Source organism: Pseudomonas sp. NPDC090203, from assembly GCF_044746765.1.
In the GTDB taxonomy this organism is placed as follows: domain Bacteria; phylum Pseudomonadota; class Gammaproteobacteria; order Pseudomonadales; family Pseudomonadaceae; genus Aquipseudomonas; species Aquipseudomonas putida_AD.
Genome location: NZ_JBIVCV010000006.1, coordinates 213,629 through 232,449, shown reverse-complemented (window position 1 = coordinate 232,449; position 18,821 = coordinate 213,629). Strand labels below are relative to the sequence as shown.

Here is an 18,821-nt window from a genome sequence, read left to right as displayed (position 1 = left end):
GATAGCAACTCTCCGGGCCGCTGCGATTTCTGCGTCGTAGCAGGTAGAGCATTTTTCCAAACCCTAGGGGCCTAAGACTTTCAAAACCGACTATTGACCATGCTGAATATCGGGCGGTGAATCTATGGTGGATCATCAGAGCGGATATCTGGAAGTTTGCTGAAACCCTGAAAAATGTGGGTCGGTGCTAAGACCCATTCTTGTGCCCGAGTGGATCCCGAGTTGCTAACATTGAAATATCGCATCCATGAAATAACCTGCCCGATTGCGGCTGGTGTCAGATCGAACCACGAAATAAGACTTAGCCTTTATTCCAATGGCGTTTGACAGTTGCGATGCCGATGCCAAGTTCGATTGCAACCTCTATCTGAGTCATGGCCTTCGCCTTAAGCCGCTGTACTGCGTCAGTGGTAGTCTTCGCCACTGGCCTGCCCAGCCTCTTGCCCTCTGCCTTGGCGCGCTTCAGACCGGCCTGTGTGCGTTCGATCAGCAGATCACGCTCAAACTCTGCCACAGCCCCCAACACCTGCATTGTCATCTTACCTGCTGCACTGGTCAGGTCCACGCCGCCAAGTGCGAGACAGTGAACGCGGATGCCTGCTGCTGAGAGATGTTCAACTGTCTGGCGAACATCCATAGCATTGCGGCCTAGCCGATCCAGCTTGGTGACGATCAGAACATCACCTGATTCCATTCGATCAAGCAGCTTCTGGAAGCCAGGACGCTCTTTGGCGGCGATGCTCCCTGAGATGGTTTCCTCGATGACCCGACTGGCCTGTACATCGAAGCCTGCGGCTTTCACTTCTCGAACCTGGTTCTCGGTGAACTGGCCTGAGGTGCTGACACGGCAATACAGGAAGGTGCGGGACATAGTGGATGATCCTTGGTATCACTTAACGTGGTATCAATGTACCAAGGTATCATCAATGTGTAAATGCTAAATTTATGATGCGATCTTAAGCGGTTTTTTGAGGTGTCATATAACGGACGTTTAATGATCCGGAGGAAATAGCCGAGTTTACTGGGCTGGGGACAGTCCTCCGATTGGGCGTGGCCGGGTAAGCTTGGCTGTAGGTGATCATTCTAGGCTAATGACGGGGTAGGTCACGAATGAGCGAGGGGTAGCTCACGGGTGCTCACTAGCGAGCAGGCATGACCTAGGGGTAGCTCAAATCCTGATCAGCATCGACAAGTACCAAGCAGCCTGACTATCGGGCGAAACGATTGTCAGCAGCTTTGCCGAGACTAGTATGCGAAGGGCTGGCTTGATGCCTTCAGGGGCAATACCCCGAAAACAGGGCACTTGGTGAACGTCAGGACGATGCAGGGGCTGTAGCGGACATGTAACAGAATTAGATGCTGGTTACTTTTTGATCAATTATGGAAGGGTGTTAACGGGGAACTTTACTGTGACTGCTGACCAATGATTCCACCTCAGAAATGAGGGCTGAAGGTTTACATTTCAGCCCAGCAGCTAGCTTGAAGATGATGGTGATCGTCGGCTGGTTGATACCCCGTTCGATCAGGCTGACGTAGTTCCGCTGGATATCAGCTTCAAGTGCGAGTTGTTCTTGGGTCAGTCCCGCCTGCTTGCGTAGCTCCTTCAGAACCTTACCGAATGCCAACCCTGCTTCCAAACCATGCCCCCCTAAATGAGGTAGCACTGTCGGATCAAGGGCTGACAACGTCTTCACAACATGTTGTGAATTTTTGTTCTTACGTGCGACTATCGGCCGAGGGGACTCTTGAGCCTCCGTTTGCTCATCGCAGGGCCGGGACCACTGCTGAGCTCATCATCATGAAGATTCACCAACTGGAGTGAGCAATGACCTCGCAGAACATAACAGACAACCAGTCGACCGGCGACGCGATTTACTTCAATTCATCTGTATTCGGGAAGCTGGCGGGAATGAACCGCACAAGTCCCTACGCTCCACAGGTGATGCTGACCTTGATGGCGATGATGGATAGAAAAGGTGCGGTTAGTACGACGCAGGGGGCGATAGCCCATCGGTGCAAAATCCTGGTACAGGAGGTCGAGCAGGCTATTAACGACCTCGCATCTGCCGACCTGATCCTTTCTGTAGAGGCAAGTCCCGAGCCACCAGGTGGTTCTCTAACCTGCCTTGTAAATCCTGATTTTGTACGAGGCGAAATGCCTGGCAATCAGGTGCAGCCCTTTCTCAAGCTTCATGGACGAGAGCTGGCAGATGGTTGACCTATACGCGTCCAGCGATCAGGCGGTGCGTGTCCCCAGGTATGCCTTCGAAGTGATGGCAGCGATGACAGCGCTGGACGAGGACAAGGTAGCGGTAATGCTGCTGCTCTTGGTCCGAATGGACGTTGATCGCACCGTGAAAATCTACCTCGACCAATTGCCTGAATTTCTAACGGTGAGACCCGAGCGAGTAGATCGAGCCGTATCGAGTTTGATAGAGCGCGGTTGGATCACTTTGGTCGACATGGCCGCGATGCGATCTCGCATTCTTGCCTGTGTCGTGCATCCAGCGTTCCTGGATTCGGACTTCGATGGCCTCATGAGGGTGGTGTACCCCCGCATGTTCAAGGCTGATGGTCATTAGAATAACGAAGGGTGATTCAGAGGCGTCCGAGCGGGTTGGCTGTCCAGGTATGTTCTCGACAGTCACGCGGAGACTGCTGCTCTCCGTGCCTTGTACGCTCGGAACTCTTCCATGTTGAGCTCTGGTAGGCCAGAGCTTCGCTGGAAAAAGTTGTGGAATCTCAGATCGTAGTCTTCTGGGGTGAGCTTGTACTGCACTCACATTGCAGCAAGGTCAAGGTCAGCGGGCCAGTACTTGATTCTCTGCTGCTCAAACCATCGCTCAACAAAGCCGTGGCCGCCAGACATATCGATCGGTCCCTTCGAGCTGTCTACTAATCCCTGAGCGGTAAGGGATTTCAGGGTTCGGGTTAGATTGGCTAGGTCAAAGTCACCGTACCCAAGATCATCCCGCAGAATCCAATGGATGGTCGCAGCGTTGTGAGGTGGGTAAAGATTGTCTTCAGCATTGATGTGCCCGGCAGCCTCTAGGACTCGCCGCTTGTTCTGCGTCATCCGCATTATGTTTCCTTATTGACTAGTAGCGTGAGTTCATCATGTTGCATAGGTCATCTACGCCTTCTTACTCGCGTTGCGCGACGGGTAGGAGCGACTGGTGACGGTTCGTCACGGTTAACCCTCTTTTGAGTAATATCACCTGTGCTCGTGAGCACGGATGACTCTTATCCACATTCAGGGGGAGGTGGGGTGCCCTGCTGCTGGTGAAGCTTATAGTGTGTTCTGGTGCCCATCACGCACGGTCCAGCATGGTTCAACGCTATCCTTCAGGCATTACCGTGGCTGAGGCCACAATGTAATCCTGCCAAGGTGGATCAAAGTGTGGAGGAGCTTTGTTGCTCCTCTTTCTCTGTACTTGCAAGGTGTAAACTGTGTCAAGAGACACTTTATTATAGGTGGGGCAGAGGGCAGAAAGCCCTACATGCTTTTGATCTTAACCATGCAGTTTGTATGTGACGTACCGTCACGAGTAATAATCTGCAAGGTGGCCTTTACAGTTAAGATCAAAAGCGAGGAGGGCTTGACTGCGCTCTCCTCTACATTGCCGCATGAAATATTATCTTGCCTCGCGGCTTGGATTTTAGCTGGGCAGGCGGTGTAACCTTTCCTAAGAAGTCTTTTAGGATAGTTTACACCTATTCTGGAGGAGTCAAGCCGCTTGGAGAGCATCCTTCATCTGGGCTATCTTCTGTCTTGATACTCCCGTTTCTTTGTGGATCTGAAGGGTTGAGATGTTCATTGATATCAAGCGTTGAACCTCTGCTTCAGTAGTGACGTCCAGCTTTCTGCCGTCTCGTCTGAACGGAGCGTTATTAGCGAGGGACCAGTCGATCGTTGCATCCTGGAAATATGTCGATTGTAGGTATTCGACAACACGGTAATCTTGCACATAAAATCTGAGACGCTCGGTGTTGTGGCGGCAGCGAATAGCTGTGCGTGCCACCGCCTGTAACGTTGGCTCCAAGAGTCGGCTTGTAACAAATGACTCTTCAAAGCTTACGCCGTACTTTTCCTCCAAGTACTCTAACCCCTTCCCATCGGATGGGCTAGGATTTCCTCCGAATAAGGTGACCGCTTCTGTCGCGTGGATGTATCGGTTCAGGCCTCGACAGTCCTTGGGGACGTATAGAGTGCCGGGAACGTTCTGGAATCTTGCCCACTTGTTTGCAAACAGAAGGGGGGTGCTACCTACACACTTCAACACATTTGCAAGGAGGATATCGATAAGGCGCGAATCTTCGTGAACCTCGGTCATCATTCGCCAGCTGAACTTCTGGCCTTTCGGTACGACTGGGTAGATGGTTACATTGCCGCTGTCTGGGCGCCAGTCTGGAGTAAACTCTGAGTCTTTAAATTGGAAACCATGTACCTGTGCGAAGATCTCGAACTCGCTGTTTTTGATGCTTGCCGCAAGTACATGAGCTTCAGACGCTGAAGAGAATATGTCCCACCAATCTGTAAACTCCTCGACTGCACGCACATGACGTTTGCCGTCGGGCATGGGCTTGTCGATGAAAACTTGGACATCTGAAATCAGCAAGCGGAAGACATGAGCTGCTGATTTTCCTAATGTCGAACAATCAACGCCTCTCGCATCACCGCGATGTGTATTAATTTGTTCTATCAGAGTGCTCTTCCGATCTTCAATGATTTGCAACTGGCCAGAGTTGTCCTTTGTGTACTCTAGGATGCGGTTCAACTCTACTGGCTTAAGTGAGTAGTCTGGATAGTCCACTACCTTTGGAACCTCATCTAGCACCAGACTCCAATCGTGGAGTAAATGTGGTTTGACTCGGCGTATTGCTTCCTGGGTACAAATGATCAGTGCATCTGCCTTGTCTGCTAACGATGTCTCCAAAGCACTGACTACAGTTTCACCGGAGCGGTGGTCAATTGATTGACACGAGATTCCCTTGAGCGTTGCACGATGCGCGATTTCATCGCTCAGCATGAGTGTGGGTAATGCAAGGATGAATCGCTTACCTAAACTTATTAACGCGGGGAGTTTGCATAGTAGCGATTCTGTCTTGCCCGCACCTGGTGCGGCGATTGCAGTGTAGATGGGTTTGATGCGTGTGACCTTGCTTATGATATTCTTCCATGTGTCGTTTGATGTTCAACTCCTCAGTGCATTCCGGTAATCCACCTAGAGCTCTAATGATGACTAATGCGTATGCACTGGAATACGTACTACGCAGCCGCTATGGCCTTGAGTCGGTGAGGTAGTTGTTGGTTTGTAGCGAAGGTGTTGCGAAGGCCAGTGATCGGCTGGCGGAGCGAATCGTACAGGGTTTTTGTGGCGGGAGTCAAGATGTAATTCAAGTTTTTCGCTTTCTGGGCAGTGTGATACATAAATCTTACAATAGAGTGCTTGCTGTATGTGCGGTCTACCGAATATAGGGAATAACTTAGTTTCGGAAAGAATAAAGTTGCTCCGGCTGCACTCTCAAAAGAGCGTACAAGGCGCACGATAGCGTTCTTCTCGCTATGCCGCACCTTCGCCTTGATTTTGTTGTTATCGTCTTCAATGGTTTATGCAAGCGCTCTGGGGACGCGTTATAACCGCATGGGATTACACACTTGTCTTTACCTTACCGCTAATTGTGCCAGCTTTCAGTCTCGCACCGTGCTATATCTCGCAGATGGTTAGGCATACTTCATATATGAACTTGGCTTCAGCTTGATGTTCACAATCTCTTGAGCCTTCCACTCACTGACTTCAATTTCAAAGTTGCCTGTATTCAGGTGCTTCTGGTAAGGAATGTTCTGGTTGGGGTGGCCCATCAACTCTTCTCGTCTCGTAGTAACTTGTAGGACTTAATAGAGCCCATGCCGAACTCTTTCGCAACGTCTTGTACAGACTGTGTGCCTACAGAAACTGCCACATCATGGTAAAACTCAACTTTCGGTGGGTCTTCCGCGATACGGTGCTCCAGTTTCAATACTTGCTCGGTATGCCCAAGTAGCAGACCACGAAGAGTTGCTGCGTCGGTCAAGGTCGGAACTGGCTTAGCGTTCGCATCTTCCTGCTCACGCAGGCGGCGAACGACTACAAGACGGAGCGGAGCGTTATAGCCGGTAATCAGTGTTTCAGTCAGATCACGCGGAAGGTTGAATACCTTCTCCTTGCGAAAACCGCCTCGTGGCATTGGCACTTTCATGTCGGCTGAAAAGTCAGCCGACATCACCTAGGGCTCCAAGCATCTTGCGGATGTCGGCCATGACATTCTTGTGGTCTTCCCCTGTCAGCGTTGAAATCTCTTAGCTGCTCATGGTCAGTGGTGTTTCGGTCTTGATGATGAGCAGGATGGCGGTATCACAGCGGGACAAGCCAGTATGCGGATTTCTCATATCACAGCAGCCGGACGCCTACCTGTCAGATTGCCGATAGCTCCAGCCTACATACGAGCGTCAATGCCCTCCCACAGAATCGTTTCCGTGATTGCCAGAGCGAAGGAAAGTACTTTTCCTCAAATCTGAGGAAAAGTGCATCGGTGTAATCGGTGATCAAGGCTTTAATAGCATCACACTTATGATTCTTTCGTGCTGATGCTGTCATCTTCCCCTCCGTAGATGGACCACTCCACATCGCATAGGATTAAACCAATTGCTTCACGGCGTAGGTGCCGCCGTATCTCCCCGCAACCTTATTGACGGCTTTTCCCGTCAATTGCATTTCTAATTTACCGATCAGCTCTTGAGCACTCTTCGTGCTCAGCCACTCACGAGTATTTTCCTTACGCTCGCCGCATAACATCGTTCAGGCAGAACTGGCCTTCTGCCTCTTGTTTGGCGGTGATGCCGTCAATCGCAAGTTTGTCGGTTTGGTAGTCAGATATCGGTATTACATTCAACAACCACGGTGCTCTCCTTGGGTTACGGGGCTTGCTACTACATTGCAATGTGTCGAAGCGCTTGCTCCATTGCCTTGAGTGGACTTCTGCTGCCGTAGACACTGAAGGTCACGGATCCGTCTTCATGGCCGACGATTCGCTTGATTAGCGAGTCTTGCACCCCAGCATCTCGCAGGTCGTCAATGAGCGTGTGGCGGAAGCTGTGGAAGGTTTTCCTTGCGTCGGTGACGCCCATCTTCGTTTTATACCGCCCGAACCACTTGGACGGCGCGTGCCCCAGTTTCCCCCGCACGGCCTCTAGGTCAGGGAAAAGACGATCTGCTCCGGTTATGCGAACAGATTCCACATGGCCTAGCAGCCCCATGGCGATCAGGGCAGGGTGTAGCGGAAGAATGCGGCGACTGCTTGAGTTCTTCAGATTCTGGCCTTCGCGAGTATCATCGATGCGGATGCACGGGGTGCCTTGTTGGTCAATGAAGTCATCTACCCGCAACTGGCAGAGTTCCTCCAAGCGAGCGCCGGTGGCCCGCCCTAGGAATGGCAGCCAGTACCGCCAAGGATGTTTGCGTGCTTCGAGCCGCAGCGCCTCCGTGTTCAGCAAGGCAGCCAGATCCTGATGTTCGAATGACAGCCGTGCTTCCTTGGCGGATCCTGTCATCACCTTCATTCCGGCGAGAGCATTCTCTGATATGTAGCCATTTGCTTTGCACCAGCCCATGAAGGCGGTGATCTTGCGTAGGCGGTTGTTCACCGTGACAGCCGTGATTGTTTTATAGGTGCCGCTGGAGGCAACCACCTCCTTCAGAGACTTGCCTTTGAATTCGGGACGCAGGCCAAAGTACTGCGGACAGCGGCTCAGTCGTTCTTTCAATGTGCGAGCCTGTTGCAGATCGAACGCATCGGCAGCCATGTCGCCCATCAGCTCGAAGAAGTCAGACAGCGAGCGTTCGACGTCTGCTGTACTGACCTCCCGCCATGTGCCGCCACGCTTCCCTTCATCTATGTAGAGCTTGGCGAGGTAAGACAGTGTGGGGCCGCCTTTCGTCTGCACCGTAGCGGCGCCTGGAACCGCTTTTGAGGTTAGTCGAATCACCGGGGCAGGGGCAGCATCCCGCCACTGTGAGCACAGCCCTCGGAGCGTTTGGGGCGATGTGAGAGGGTGCTCGCCCAAGTGCCGCTGTACTTGCTCGGCAAGCGAAACTGCCAGAAATAACGCCGATTGGCGCTCTCTGACGTTGAGGCATAAACGAAGAGTGGACCGGTTGGGAAACAGGTGCTTGGGTAGCCTCAAGTTCAGGTAATAGACGGCTTGGCGACGGACGATATAGGCCATGAGTGGAACACCAGAGTGGAACAACCGAGTGGAACAATTCTGGTCACACCCCAGTGCATTTCGCGTTCGTGCGGCACGTCCGCACGGTAGGTATCTTGCACCCTTATCAGCCTGAAACCCTTGACCCATAAGGCCCGCAACGATTACCGAGCATGCTTGCATGCCACCTGGTCAGAGCCGGAAGGCAGCAGCCACAGCGGGAACATTGTGTGCCGGGGTGTGGCTGGTGGGGTTGCCTCCATTTCAGGGTCTTGAAATCTCAAGGCTTTCTCGACAAAAAATATTGAAATGTGACAGCGTTCTGGTACGCCAAGATGGTGCACTGTGCTGGGTTTTTCGCGCAGCGAAATCTTCATCTCCCATGTCCTCCGTTTCGCCACACCCTTTCTTCACTGATGCCTGAGAAGTGGCGTTTTTGCAGAACCGTGTGAACCAATTCCTCGGAAGTTATTGTGGCGATAGGCTACTATCAGGTTAGTGCATGGTATGGACAGGGAGTTGGGTATGGGGAAGGTCAAGGCAGTGACCGGAGCTGCGGCGGCTCTGGTAAAGAAGCTTGACGAGAATCGAGATCGGATCGCTGATCGCGCTGACAGTGCGGCAAAAGCCGGCAAACTGCTGGCAGCTGCGACGATGACTGGTGCAACAGTTGCCGCTCCTACCGGATTGACCGCATTAGGGGTAACCATTGGTGTTGTTAGTGCCCCTGCTATCGTTACTGCTGCCCCCATCATTGTCTCCGTCGCAGGAGGGGTAATGCTTTTTTCGGCGGCGGCCTCCCTCTATGTAAAAGCTCGGAAGAGGCGGCAGAGTTGTGAATGATTCCCGGTCTAGCGTTACTACTTTTCCGAGTTTCCGTACCGTGAATTCCTGTATGGGCAGTAGCGAATGAAAGCGTGTGGCGTATCAAGTGGGATAGTTCTGATGATGCTGCTGTAGAGCATAAGGTCGTTTCAATAGTGAGTTATCGCCGTTCATGTTCAAACCTCAAGGGCGTGCGACTAGGATGTTGGAGGGAGTATGCGGGTATGGACGCTAGTCATCACCACTGGGTTCGGGTTCTCCTTGGTCGGTGCTGCTGACGCTGGCCAGATTTGTACCTTGGTGAGTAACGCAAATACTTCCACTATTCTCTATCAGCAGGGGGACTGTTCGACCCGTGTCTCACCCGCTTCTACCTTCAAGCTGGCAATCAGTCTGATGGGATTTGATTCCGGCTTCCTTCAAGATGAATACAGCCCTGTGCTCAACTACAAGTCTGGAGATCCAGATTGGGGTGGCGCTAATTGGCTTCAGCCCACTAATCCTGAGCGCTGGCTCAAATACTCTGTCATCTGGTATTCCCAGCGCATCACCCACGGGTTGGGAACAGCTCGAGTTGAGCACTACGCTCGTGCTTTCGGATTCGGCAACGCTGATCTCTCCGGAGATCCTGGAAAATCGAATGGGCTTGATAGAGCCTGGATCTCTTCTTCACTTAAAATTTCACCGCTAGAACAGCTCCGTTTTCAGGAAAGACTGGCGAAGCGTGAACTCCCGGTCAGTGAGCGGGCGTTCGATCTGACCTCCCGCATATCTCTGATTGATGCACGTCCCGATGGTTGGGAAATCCGCGGTAAAACCGGTACCGCTTTTCCTCGCAACGCCAATGGTGTGAGTGACGAGTCTCGCGGATATGGCTGGTTCGTAGGGATCGCAACCAAAGGAAACCGCACGCTGGCGTTTGTTCAATTAGAGCAGGATCAGAAGGCCAACAGCGTGCCGGCGGGAATTCGGGCAAAGGACACCTTTCTCAATGAGTTCCCTTCTTTAGTTCACTAGCTGAAAGTAGTATCGGTGTCCTAGAGTCTCGCTGCGCTCGTTAAAGGGAAAAGCCGCCCACCACCCAATGGTGAGCGCGCTGTGGGGTGTTCGTCATTCAACAATCACCAACGCCAATCCCGACGATGATCCCACCCACGATCATGCCCCCGACGCCATCCACCGTCGTAATACCCATGGGGCAGTGGCGGTTCAAACCGGCGGTACACAACCGGTGGCGGTGGCGGCGCGTAGTACACGGGCTGGTAGCGCGGCACGTAACGCGGCGGCGGCGGTGGGGCGTAGTAGCGCGCCGGGCGGTGATGGTGGTGGGAGTTGCTGGCCACCGTGGCCACGACTGCGCCGATGGCGGCGCCTGCGATGACGGGCACGATCACGTTGCGATCGCTTGCGTTGGCTGCGCCTGCAGCAATCAGGGTGCCGGTCAGGACAAGGGCTTGGGTCATCTTCGAAATCATGGTGTCTCCTTTGGCGAAAGGTTTGGAATCGCCATGGACGTATCAAACACCGGATTCGTGTAAAGGGAGGTCTAGGGTGGGTAAAGGCTGAGTAAAGCGTATCTGGATACAAAAGAGCCGCTGCAGAGGTCGATGACCCGTGCTGGCGGGGCTTTGGAGTGTGTCAAAGAATGTAAGTATCAGCTCAATCGTTGTTTGCTACGTTCCAGCCACTGCAAGACGTGCGTCGGGTTGCCAATGGGAAACAGGTGCAAACGCAGCGTCTCCAGTTCCGCCGGGTCGATTCCCTCGATCAGGGCATCGATAAACCGGTCCGGCCCTTGTGGGCTCATCAACGAAGTCAATTGCCAGCCGTAGTGCTTGAGCAACTGCGCCGAGGTGCCGACGCGGCACTGTCGGGCGAAATTGAGGACGCCGGCCATGGTCGCGGGTGCGGGAATGCCGATGCGGATCGGGGCATCGATCCCGGCGTCCCGGACCTGTCTGATCCAGTTCATCACTGCCTGGACGTCGAACGAAAGCTGGGTGGTGATTTCAAGCTTGAAACCTCGGCTGGCCAAGGCGTCAGTCTTGCGTTTGAGGTAATGCCACAGCACTTCATCGGCGATCTTGGGGTGCCCCTCGGGGTAGCCCGCGATGCCGACGCTTTGCAGCCCCAGCCCGTCCAGATAGCCGCCTTCGATCACTTGCAGCGAGTCGGTGAATGGCCCGGCGGAGGTTGCCGGATCGCCACCCACCAGAAATATCCCGTCAACTCTCCCGACTTCGATGGACCGGGTTAGATAGCTGCGCAACACCTCGGGCGATATCAGGCGCCGTGCCGAGATGATGGGCCTGGGCCGAAAGCCTGCGCCATGCAAGCCCGCGACCGCCGCAACCCGTTCGTCAAAGGACTCGTTGCCTATGAACGCGATGTTCACCGCCATGCCCGAAGGTGCCAGATTACCCAGGCCACTGAACGCCGCCGCGTCCCGGGCGGTGGTTTCAATCGAGGGGGCGTCGAACAGTGGAAGGCGGGGCGGGTTCATTGAGTAGCGGCTCGTGGCGGCGGGGAGGGACGATCCTCTCAGGCTAGACCGGCAGGGGCGGGCGATACAGTGGCAGAAACCGGTTTTGCAGCCGGATCAGTGTCGGACTCGCCGATTGCCATCACACCGTCGCATCCTCCCCCAACATCTTCGACACCACCGCGCCCACCGGATGACCCTCGCGAATCAACTCGGCGAAGTGGGTGAGCATTTCCGGGCCGGAGTCGTTCATCAGTGCTTCGTACAGCAGGCGCCGTACCGGTTCGGGATCGGGCGCTACCGCATCGGTTTCCTCGCTTTGCGGCTGCGCGGCGATAAGTTGCGCGAGCACCTGGCTCCCCGGCGTGTCTTCGTCGATTCCGAACAGTTCGTTGAAGAGCATGCCCAAGGTTCCGGATGGCTGCTGGTCGGGGCGTTTCCATTTGCTGATGACGGTTTTTTCCTTCTCGACCTTCTCAAGGGTGCGTCGGATCTTTCCGGGAATCGTCGCTGCCGCGCGCTCGTCGGTGTAGTAAACGAGCTTGGCGAGGGCGGCGGCGTCCTTGATGTTTTTCCAGATCACGAACCAGATCTGCGAAATGCTGTGAGTTTCCAGGGCGCCACGCAGGCTGCTGCGGATTTCCTTGAGTTGCCGGTCATCGAGTTCGTGGTCGAAGGCTTTGCACTGGTCCAGCAGATAGCGCATCGAGTCGGCCGTGGCGAAGTCGAGCCAGAGGCTGAACAGCGCGGCGCTGTCGCAGAACTCCCGGGTCAGCAGGATGCTTCTGGCTTCGTCGTCGAGCCCGAAGTGGATGTCCGGTGTCAGCGCGTAGGCGACGTAGTGGGTGCGTACCGTCAGCACATCGTCCTGCATGAAGTAGGTGCCCGGCGTCGCTCGGCGCGGGTCTTCGCGCAGTACTGCGGCGGCTCTGAGTTTGTCGATGAACAGGCGCAGGTCCATCGGCGCCAGCGCCTGGCAGTCGCTGACCGTAAAGGCTTCGGCGCCCAGGCGGGGGCTGATGGCGAAATCCAGGGCGACGGTCAGCAGGGCCAGGTCATCGCCCAGGTGGGCATAGTCGATGGGGTGCGATGGCAGTCGGTTGATGTAGGCCGCGAGGTGAGTCTCGAGCCTGGCGGCGGCTTCGGCTTTTTGTGCCTGTTCCCGGGCCGCCTGGAGCTTCTGGCAATCGCCACAAGGCCTATAGGATTTTTGCGGATACTTCTTGGCGCAGGAGCGGCTTTTGACTTCAAGGCCTTCGTCGCAGTGGGGGCAGCGCAGGTTTTCGTCGTAGGCCGTGCACAGTTCACGAACGTGGGCGGCCAGCGCGCCGCTGTTGGTGATGTGGCGGAAGGGCACCAGATCGATCACCTTTTCCAGAAAATCGCCGCTTTCGCTCATCGCCCAGTAGCGGACGGCGAGTTGCATGGCCTCGGGGTCGGTGGTCAGGAATTCAAGCTTTACGGTCATGGGGCAGGGCCATCCGGTTTTCAGGGCGGTATGAAAAGCGTGGAGGGCCGGCGTTGTGCACCCATCCCGCGTTGAGCGATAGAAACAGGAAGTCACTATCAGGACTCATGATCGCCGGATGCAGGGTGCTGGATATGTAGGCTTGGGCTATCGGGTTTGTAGGCGTTGTCCGGAAACTGTACTGGCGTGAGCGGCCTGGCTGTCGCCGATCTTGTCGTTCAGCGCATGGCGCTGCGGTCTTCGGCGAACTGTTTGCCGAGCAGGGTCCGCACCGCGACCACGCAACCGTCCTTGATGCTGACGTCGGCAAACCCCTGATCGCGCAGGTACAGGAGCGCGGTGAAATCCAGCGGATTGACTCTGCACAGGGCCTCGTCGGCGAGGCTGATCAACAGTCGAATGGCGTTGGATTCTAGCCGCATGGGGGTGGCCTCCTGGTGATGATGGCGAATGATGGCTATTCGTCACTAGAGGGCGATCAGGAGTTCCATTTATTTGCGAGCTTTACACCGCTTTCCGGCGTTTTTCGCGAACGGCCGATTCTGCCGATCACGCCAATAATGCGTGGTAAATCAAAGAAATCTGCCCGGTTTTGGGGTCAATACGATAGTCTTCGCACCATTGTCGATACCGACACTGGATTGGAAGGCTATAGATGGCGCCTGATGACTATCTCGTAATGACCAGCAAAGAGTGGGCGGCGCTGCGTGCCAGCACGCCGTTGACTCTGTCCGAAGAAGACCTGGCGGCGTTGCGGGGCGTGAACGAAGATATTTCCCTGGAAGATGTCGTCAACATCTATCTCCCCCTGTCGCGCCTGATCAATCTGCATGTGAGTGCGGCGCGCAACCTGGCCAGCATCAAGGACACCTTCCTGGGGCGTCCGGCCAAGAAACAGACCTACGTGGTGGCGGTGGCCGGCAGCGTGGCGGTGGGCAAGAGCACCTTTGCCCGGGTGTTGCAGGCGCTGATGGCGCGCTGGCCCGATCACCCTCGGGTCGATCTGGTGACCACCGACGGCTTCCTGCACCCCAACGCGCGGCTCGACGCCGAAGGCATCATGCACCGCAAAGGCTTTCCGGAAAGCTACGATCGCAAGCGCATGGTCAAGTTTCTCTCGGAACTCAAGGCCGGTACCCCGGAGATCAGCGCGCCGGTGTATTCGCACATCAGCTATGACATCGTTCCGGACAAGTTTCTCAAGGTCAGCCAGCCGGACATCCTGATCTTCGAAGGCCTGAATGTGCTGCAGACCGAAGGCAACGACGGCCAGAAGCCGGGCACCATCGTGTCGGACTTCTTCGATTTTTCGATTTATCTGGATGCCGACGAAGGCGACATCGAGCGCTGGTATGTCGAGCGCTTCCTGATGCTGCAACGCACTGCATTCCGTGCCCGTGGTGCCTATTTCCGTGAACTGGCCGACTTGCCACCGGAGAAATCCCCGGACGCGGCGCGCAAGATCTGGCGCGACATCAACCGTCCCAACCTGCTGGAAAATATCCTGCCCACACGGGAGCGCGCGAGCCTTGTGGTGCGCAAGGCGGCCGATCATTCCGTGAAGGAGTTGTGGTTGCGGTGATGGTCAAGTCGCTCGGCGCGCTGATGGGGTTATGGCTGCTTGGCTGTGGTGTGCCCGCCATGGCTGATGGCAACAAGTTGTTGCTCGAATGCCAGGATGGCATCAACAGCATGAGCGGCGGGGTGGCCAGGAACCCCACCGGGATCGGCCATTGCGTGGGCGTGTTGCAGGCGACCATCGACACCCTGGACATCGTCCATGAGGCCGGTGGCGCGCCGAAGTTGGTGTGCGTGCCGGAGGGCGGCATTCCCATGATCCAGTCGATGCGCATCGTGGTGCAGTCGCTGGAGGAGCACCCGGAGGCCCTGCACCTGAATGAATCGGTGCTGGTGGTTTCTGCGCTGAAGAATGCGTTTCCCTGTCGATAGGCTGCGCTGCTGATCCGTTGCGGTCTCCCTTGAGACCGCCACGCCGGCAAGCCGTACTGCTACGGTTCAGCGGCCGGACCCTGACCTTTCGAACCCCAAATCCCCGTAGCAGTCCGGCTTGCCGGCGTCGGCGATCCCGAATACGCCCCCGCCGGCAAGCCGTGCTGCTACGGGGCGTAGTCGTCCGCAGATTTCGTGAACGGCCCCTATCCCGTAGCAGCCGGGCTTGCCCGCGGGGGCGTACTTGAGATCGTCGCCGTCGGCCAGCCATCGCGCTATACGCAACCATTCGTCGTGCGATCACTGCCGCGCTGGCTGATTGCGAATGTTTGACTATCCTTACCGGTCAGTACAGTTCATCCGCACAGGTAACCTATGCCAGCTAATCACAACGCCAGCCTCACCCATCAACGCTTGATCGAAGCGGCATCGGCGCTATTTTTTCGTGATGGCATCAACGCCACCGGCATCGCTGCGGTTGCTGAGTTCGCGGGGGTTTCGAAGATGACGCTCTACGCCCACTTCGCCTCCAAGGACGAACTGGTGGTGGCCTACCTGGATGAGCGTAACGAGCGTTGGAACGCGGCGGTCCTGCAGTCGCTGGCCGCCGCCGATTCGCCTGCCGAGAAGCTGCTGTCGCTGTTCGATCTGCATCGGCAATGGCTGTTCGAAGGCGGCTTGCGCGGCTGCCCTTACGTGAATTCCGCCGCCGAATTTCCGGACCGTTCTCATCCGGTGCGTCAGGCAGTGGATCGCCACAAGCGCGGGGTGAAACAGCACCTGCTGGACCTGGCGCAAAACGCCGGCCTGGCCAATCCGCAGACACTGGTCAGGCGCCTTTTCCTGCTACTGGAAGGGGCTTTTCTGACAGGCGCCCTAGAGAACGACGACAGCGTATTCCTGGTGGCCAAGGACCTGGCCGCCGAGCTGATCGAGGCCGCGCAACCCCGAGCCGTTATCTGAACAAACCGACCGATTTCTTGCCCCCAGGAAAGGACGCTGACGATGCGAATCAATGCTCTGATTGTGTTGCTGCTCACCGGGTTGGTGGCGGCCACTTACGGCTTCGGGATCTACCTGTTCGCACAGTTGGTGCCGGACATGCGCGCAAGCCTGGGTTTCGACATTTCCTACGTGGGCACCATCACGGCCTGCGCCCAACTGGGCTTTCTGGCCAGTGCATTGTTCGCCGCGTGGATCACCCCACGGGTCGGCGGTGGCTGGGTGGTGTTCGGTTCGGGCATCGTCTGTGCGGCGGCGCTGCTGCTGATCCCCATGGCGCACAACATCGTGCTGATCGGCGCGCTGCTGACAGTGCTGGCCGGCACTGCCGCCACGGTGTTCGTGCCGATGGTGGACGTGATCGCCCGCACGGTAGCCTACAAGTATCGCGGCATGGCGATGGGGCTGGTCTCCAGCGGGACCAGTTATGGCGTGTTCATCAACAGCCTGCTGGTGCCCATGTTCGCGCCACAGGGCGAATGGCGCACCGTGTGGGGGCTGGTGGGCTTTCTCACGGTGCTGATTGCGCTGGGCGTGATGCTGGTATTCTTCCGCGCACGCTTGTTCAGCCATTCCCGCGGCACCCATGCGGCCTCGAACGCCGAAATGAAGGTCGGCAAGAGCGCCTTGACCCAGCCCTGGGTGCTGAAGATCTGGGCGATGACGATGTTGCTGGGCTTTTCCACTTTTCCGTTCCAGAACTACCTGTCTTCCTACCTGCGCACGCAACTGGATTTCGACGTGACTTACACGGCGCAGATCTGGGCCAGCATGGGCTTCGTCGGCATGTTCGCAGGATTGGCCGTGGGCTGGCTGTCGGACCGCATCGGCCTGCGCGTCGCCATGCTGCTGGTGTACGTCAGCGTGTGTGCGGCCGCCTTGATCTTTGTCCTGCATCCGGTCGGACCTTGGCCGCTGGTGGCGGCGATCCTGTTCGCGCTGGCGTTTTATCCGATCTTCGGCCTGATCCCGGCCTACGTCTCGAAGATGGCCGGCAGCGCAGCGGTATCGGTAGCGGTGTTTGGCGTCGCCAATATCACCCAAGGGGTGGGCGGGATGCTCGGCAACCTGTGCGCGGGGCTGCTGGCCAGTTTCACTGGCTCGTTCGTCGGCGTCTATCTGGCGATCGCGGTGGTGGCGGTGGGGCTGGCGATTCTCACCACCCGCCTGCCCAGGGAGGCCGATGAGGTCTTGGGCAGTGGAGAGCACAAGGTTGATGCGGTGGCCTGACATCCCTCGCGTACATCGACCGGAAGCCGGCATCTGTCGGCTTCCGATACGCAGGCTACAGCGTTACATTCCCCGCAACACACTTCTGCACCTGGCCACTGACCCAGATCTGCTCGCCGATCTGCTCCACGCCCACCTGGCCTTTATGGCCCAGCACCGTGCCCTGCCGGGCGCTGTAGGTGCGCGGTGCGAGGCCCGCCGGGATCAGCCATTGCGCCAGGCTCGCGTTGAGGCTGCCGGTGACCGGATCTTCAGCGCCCAGGTCGCCGGTCAGCGCGCGCACTTCGAAGTCAGCCTCGGCACCCGGCCCGGTCCAGCGCGCGACAATGCCGACGTTCAGCCCCTTGAGCGCCGGATAGTCGGGGCGGATGGCCAGCAGTTCTTCGCGGCTGTCGAGCATTACGGCCACCCACCCCGGCCCGTTGTCGGCCCACTGGCTGGCAACAATCTGGCTGCGCTGGATCTTCAAGCCGGCGGCGATGGTGTCCAGGACCTCATCTTCCACGGCGCCGCTGCGCAACAAGGCCGGGGCCGCAAACGCCAGCCGAGCGCCGTCGCGACGGATGCGGACCAGACCCGCGCCGCATTCCTGAACCACTTCTTCAGCCTTGGACTGGCCGCCGCTGTCCAGCCACACGAAGCAACTGCCCAATGTCGGGTGCCCGGCAAACGGCAGTTCGCGGGTGGTGGTGAAAATGCGCACCCGGTAGTCCGCCTCGGGGTGCGTGGGACGCAGCAGGAAGGTGGTTTCGCTGAGGTTGGTCCAGCGGGCGAAGGCGGCCATTTGCGCATCACTCAACCCGTCGGCGCCGATGACCACGGCAAGGGGATTGCCTTGGGTCGGGGCAGTGGAAAAAACATCGACCTGCTGGAAGTTCAGCGTCTGTGGCATGGCACTCTCCTGATTGTGCTGTAGGACCTGGTCACTCTAAGCAGGCGAATCAGGGCTGTACATGCACAGATCAGCAGTCATTTTTCGCGAATGTGTGTGGTCGAGAGCTGCCGGAAGTGACCCGGCAGCAACCCTCGCCGCAGGCGCTCAGCGGGTGTTCAACCACGCTGAGACGTCAAACGACGGGCAGGCCTTGATGAATTCGTCGGGGGTGATCTTGCCGTCGCCGTTCAGGTCCGGCGACAAATCCCGATGGCCGAGAACGCGGGCCTTCGGGTAACGGGACTGAAGCTGATCGAGCAATCGGCGCAAGGTCGCGAATTGCCTGTCGGTGAAGTTGTTCTCCGGTTGGCCTGATCGGTTCACACCGCCGACCAGGCAAACGCCGACAGATTTTGCGTTGTGGCCTTTGACGTGCGCGCCGATGGCGTTTTCCGGTCGGCCTGTTTCCAGCGAGCCATCGCGGCGGATGACGTAGTGATAGCCCAGCGTGTCGAAGCCGCGCTGGATATGCCATTGAGTGATTTCCCGCGCGCCGATGTCCTGGCTGGGGGCGGTGGCTGAACAGTGCACGACCAGCCAGTGGGTGGCGATGCGGTATTGCGGGGTGTAGCGAGGTGGTGTTGCGTTCATGGCGGTGCTTCCTTGCACGTTGATTGACGTGTGCAAGGAATACCCATGAGTGCGATGGGTCAACGAGTGAAGCGTTGCAGAACGTCTCGGCAAC

General features: G+C 56.8%; 22 protein-coding genes. 9 read left to right on the top strand and 13 right to left on the bottom strand.

The window, feature by feature from the left end; genetic code table 11:
• Window positions 1–301: 301 nt before the first annotated feature.
• Both ACIPO9_RS12815 and ACIPO9_RS12810 read right to left on the bottom strand, forming a co-directional pair.
• Window positions 302–871, bottom strand: a complete 570-nt coding sequence (locus ACIPO9_RS12815; protein ID WP_400781293.1) for a recombinase family protein — start codon at window positions 869–871, stop codon at window positions 302–304.
• A gap of 520 nt (window positions 872–1,391) precedes the next feature.
• On the bottom strand, window positions 1,392–1,637 hold the full coding sequence (locus ACIPO9_RS12810; RefSeq protein ID WP_400781291.1) for a helix-turn-helix domain-containing protein: 246 nt from the start codon (window positions 1,635–1,637) through the stop codon (window positions 1,392–1,394).
• 188 nt (window positions 1,638–1,825) lie between these two features.
• Between ACIPO9_RS12810 and ACIPO9_RS12805 the strand changes: the two genes are divergently transcribed.
• Together ACIPO9_RS12805 and ACIPO9_RS12800 are read left to right on the top strand one after the other, a co-directional pair.
• Window positions 1,826–2,218: a hypothetical protein gene (locus ACIPO9_RS12805; RefSeq protein WP_400781288.1), complete on the top strand. Its 393-nt coding sequence runs from the start codon at window positions 1,826–1,828 to the stop codon at window positions 2,216–2,218.
• Entirely contained in the window at window positions 2,211–2,582 is a 372-nt protein-coding gene (locus ACIPO9_RS12800) for a hypothetical protein (RefSeq protein WP_400781286.1), read from the top strand. The genes ACIPO9_RS12805 and ACIPO9_RS12800 overlap by 8 nt, the downstream gene beginning before the upstream one ends.
• 197 nt (window positions 2,583–2,779) lie before the next feature.
• Here the strand turns inward: ACIPO9_RS12800 and ACIPO9_RS12795 are convergent, their stop codons facing one another.
• The 5 genes from ACIPO9_RS12795 to ACIPO9_RS12775 form a co-directional block, all read right to left on the bottom strand.
• Window positions 2,780–3,076, bottom strand: a complete 297-nt coding sequence (locus tag ACIPO9_RS12795) for a hypothetical protein (RefSeq protein ID WP_400781284.1) — start codon at window positions 3,074–3,076, stop codon at window positions 2,780–2,782.
• 652 nt (window positions 3,077–3,728) lie between these two features.
• The gene (locus ACIPO9_RS12790; protein ID WP_400781281.1) at window positions 3,729–5,030 is read right to left on the bottom strand and encodes a hypothetical protein; all 1,302 of its coding nucleotides are present in this window, start codon (window positions 5,028–5,030) and stop codon (window positions 3,729–3,731) included.
• A gap of 832 nt (window positions 5,031–5,862) precedes the next feature.
• Complete coding sequence (locus tag ACIPO9_RS12785) at window positions 5,863–6,264, bottom strand: phage antirepressor KilAC domain-containing protein (RefSeq protein ID WP_400781279.1); 402 nt, start codon at window positions 6,262–6,264, stop codon at window positions 5,863–5,865.
• Window positions 6,265–6,677: 413 nt separating this feature from the next.
• Complete coding sequence (locus tag ACIPO9_RS12780) at window positions 6,678–6,836, bottom strand: KilA-N domain-containing protein (RefSeq protein WP_400781277.1); 159 nt, start codon at window positions 6,834–6,836, stop codon at window positions 6,678–6,680.
• 134 nt (window positions 6,837–6,970) lie between these two features.
• Window positions 6,971–8,266: a site-specific integrase gene (locus ACIPO9_RS12775; protein ID WP_400781274.1), complete on the bottom strand. Its 1,296-nt coding sequence runs from the start codon at window positions 8,264–8,266 to the stop codon at window positions 6,971–6,973.
• Window positions 8,267–8,770: 504 nt separating this feature from the next.
• Here ACIPO9_RS12775 and ACIPO9_RS12770 point away from each other — a divergent pair.
• On the top strand, window positions 8,771–9,088 hold the full coding sequence (locus tag ACIPO9_RS12770; protein ID WP_400781272.1) for a hypothetical protein: 318 nt from the start codon (window positions 8,771–8,773) through the stop codon (window positions 9,086–9,088).
• Window positions 9,089–9,286: 198 nt separating this feature from the next.
• Window positions 9,287–10,087 (top strand): class D beta-lactamase, encoded by an 801-nt coding sequence (gene blaOXA, locus ACIPO9_RS12765; protein ID WP_400781269.1) that lies wholly within the window; start codon window positions 9,287–9,289, stop codon window positions 10,085–10,087.
• A gap of 104 nt (window positions 10,088–10,191) precedes the next feature.
• On the opposite strand, the gene ACIPO9_RS12760 is transcribed toward blaOXA, so the two are convergent.
• The 4 genes from ACIPO9_RS12760 to ACIPO9_RS12745 all read right to left on the bottom strand — a co-directional run bounded on the left by ACIPO9_RS12760 (window position 10,192) and on the right by ACIPO9_RS12745 (window position 13,442).
• Window positions 10,192–10,545, bottom strand: coding sequence for a hypothetical protein (locus ACIPO9_RS12760; RefSeq protein ID WP_400781266.1), 354 nt, complete (start codon window positions 10,543–10,545; stop codon window positions 10,192–10,194).
• A 179-nt stretch (window positions 10,546–10,724) separates the two neighbouring features.
• Window positions 10,725–11,573 (bottom strand): methylenetetrahydrofolate reductase, encoded by an 849-nt coding sequence (locus ACIPO9_RS12755; RefSeq protein ID WP_400781263.1) that lies wholly within the window; start codon window positions 11,571–11,573, stop codon window positions 10,725–10,727.
• 121 nt (window positions 11,574–11,694) lie between these two features.
• A complete protein-coding gene (locus ACIPO9_RS12750; protein ID WP_400781261.1) occupies window positions 11,695–13,020 on the bottom strand; it encodes a hypothetical protein in 1,326 nt (441 codons plus the stop codon).
• Between the two features lie 218 nt (window positions 13,021–13,238).
• Window positions 13,239–13,442, bottom strand: coding sequence for a hypothetical protein (locus ACIPO9_RS12745; RefSeq protein ID WP_274132469.1), 204 nt, complete (start codon window positions 13,440–13,442; stop codon window positions 13,239–13,241).
• Window positions 13,443–13,457: 15 nt separating this feature from the next.
• Here ACIPO9_RS12745 and ACIPO9_RS12740 point away from each other — a divergent pair, with 15 nt between their 5' ends.
• From ACIPO9_RS12740 to ACIPO9_RS12720, 5 genes are all read left to right on the top strand, one after another.
• Window positions 13,458–13,700 (top strand): hypothetical protein, encoded by a 243-nt coding sequence (locus ACIPO9_RS12740; RefSeq protein ID WP_400781428.1) that lies wholly within the window; start codon window positions 13,458–13,460, stop codon window positions 13,698–13,700.
• Entirely contained in the window at window positions 13,676–14,602 is a 927-nt protein-coding gene (gene coaA, locus ACIPO9_RS12735) for a type I pantothenate kinase (protein ID WP_400609652.1), read from the top strand. The genes ACIPO9_RS12740 and coaA overlap by 25 nt, the downstream gene beginning before the upstream one ends.
• On the top strand, window positions 14,602–14,970 hold the full coding sequence (locus ACIPO9_RS12730; protein ID WP_400781258.1) for a Rap1a/Tai family immunity protein: 369 nt from the start codon (window positions 14,602–14,604) through the stop codon (window positions 14,968–14,970). Before coaA ends, ACIPO9_RS12730 begins: the two co-directional genes overlap by 1 nt.
• A gap of 375 nt (window positions 14,971–15,345) precedes the next feature.
• A complete protein-coding gene (locus ACIPO9_RS12725) occupies window positions 15,346–15,933 on the top strand; it encodes a TetR/AcrR family transcriptional regulator (protein ID WP_400781255.1) in 588 nt (195 codons plus the stop codon).
• 42 nt (window positions 15,934–15,975) lie between these two features.
• A complete protein-coding gene (locus ACIPO9_RS12720) occupies window positions 15,976–17,202 on the top strand; it encodes a nitrate/nitrite transporter (RefSeq protein WP_400781252.1) in 1,227 nt (408 codons plus the stop codon).
• Window positions 17,203–17,257: 55 nt separating this feature from the next.
• Here ACIPO9_RS12720 and ACIPO9_RS12715 read toward each other — a convergent pair whose 3' ends face one another.
• A complete protein-coding gene (locus ACIPO9_RS12715; RefSeq protein WP_400781251.1) occupies window positions 17,258–18,094 on the bottom strand; it encodes a PhzF family phenazine biosynthesis protein in 837 nt (278 codons plus the stop codon).
• A 147-nt stretch (window positions 18,095–18,241) separates the two neighbouring features.
• Window positions 18,242–18,727: an N-acetylmuramoyl-L-alanine amidase gene (locus tag ACIPO9_RS12710; protein ID WP_400609642.1), complete on the bottom strand. Its 486-nt coding sequence runs from the start codon at window positions 18,725–18,727 to the stop codon at window positions 18,242–18,244.
• Between the last annotated feature and the right edge of the window lie 94 nt (window positions 18,728–18,821).

Excerpts from the sequence above, each read along its gene's own strand:
- ACIPO9_RS12815 (WP_400781293.1), bottom strand. The coding sequence starts at position 871 with ATGTCCCGCACCTTCCTGTATTGCCGTGTCAGCACCTCAGGCCAGTTC.
- ACIPO9_RS12725 (WP_400781255.1), top strand. The coding sequence starts at position 15,346 with ATGCCAGCTAATCACAACGCCAGCCTCACCCATCAACGCTTGATCGAA.
- ACIPO9_RS12800 (WP_400781286.1), top strand. The coding sequence starts at position 2,211 with ATGGTTGACCTATACGCGTCCAGCGATCAGGCGGTGCGTGTCCCCAGG.
- ACIPO9_RS12775 (WP_400781274.1), bottom strand. The coding sequence starts at position 8,266 with ATGGCCTATATCGTCCGTCGCCAAGCCGTCTATTACCTGAACTTGAGG.
- coaA (WP_400609652.1), top strand. The coding sequence starts at position 13,676 with ATGGCGCCTGATGACTATCTCGTAATGACCAGCAAAGAGTGGGCGGCG.
- blaOXA (WP_400781269.1), top strand. The coding sequence starts at position 9,287 with ATGCGGGTATGGACGCTAGTCATCACCACTGGGTTCGGGTTCTCCTTG.
- ACIPO9_RS12730 (WP_400781258.1), top strand. The coding sequence starts at position 14,602 with ATGGTCAAGTCGCTCGGCGCGCTGATGGGGTTATGGCTGCTTGGCTGT.
- ACIPO9_RS12805 (WP_400781288.1), top strand. The coding sequence starts at position 1,826 with ATGACCTCGCAGAACATAACAGACAACCAGTCGACCGGCGACGCGATT.
- ACIPO9_RS12745 (WP_274132469.1), bottom strand. The coding sequence starts at position 13,442 with ATGCGGCTAGAATCCAACGCCATTCGACTGTTGATCAGCCTCGCCGAC.
- ACIPO9_RS12795 (WP_400781284.1), bottom strand. The coding sequence starts at position 3,076 with ATGACGCAGAACAAGCGGCGAGTCCTAGAGGCTGCCGGGCACATCAAT.
- ACIPO9_RS12760 (WP_400781266.1), bottom strand. The coding sequence starts at position 10,545 with ATGATTTCGAAGATGACCCAAGCCCTTGTCCTGACCGGCACCCTGATT.
- ACIPO9_RS12750 (WP_400781261.1), bottom strand. The coding sequence starts at position 13,020 with ATGACCGTAAAGCTTGAATTCCTGACCACCGACCCCGAGGCCATGCAA.
- ACIPO9_RS12770 (WP_400781272.1), top strand. The coding sequence starts at position 8,771 with ATGGGGAAGGTCAAGGCAGTGACCGGAGCTGCGGCGGCTCTGGTAAAG.
- ACIPO9_RS12710 (WP_400609642.1), bottom strand. The coding sequence starts at position 18,727 with ATGAACGCAACACCACCTCGCTACACCCCGCAATACCGCATCGCCACC.
- ACIPO9_RS12785 (WP_400781279.1), bottom strand. The coding sequence starts at position 6,264 with ATGTCGGCTGACTTTTCAGCCGACATGAAAGTGCCAATGCCACGAGGC.
- ACIPO9_RS12720 (WP_400781252.1), top strand. The coding sequence starts at position 15,976 with ATGCGAATCAATGCTCTGATTGTGTTGCTGCTCACCGGGTTGGTGGCG.
- ACIPO9_RS12790 (WP_400781281.1), bottom strand. The coding sequence starts at position 5,030 with ATGCTGAGCGATGAAATCGCGCATCGTGCAACGCTCAAGGGAATCTCG.
- ACIPO9_RS12715 (WP_400781251.1), bottom strand. The coding sequence starts at position 18,094 with ATGCCACAGACGCTGAACTTCCAGCAGGTCGATGTTTTTTCCACTGCC.
- ACIPO9_RS12780 (WP_400781277.1), bottom strand. The coding sequence starts at position 6,836 with ATGTTATGCGGCGAGCGTAAGGAAAATACTCGTGAGTGGCTGAGCACG.
- ACIPO9_RS12755 (WP_400781263.1), bottom strand. The coding sequence starts at position 11,573 with ATGAACCCGCCCCGCCTTCCACTGTTCGACGCCCCCTCGATTGAAACC.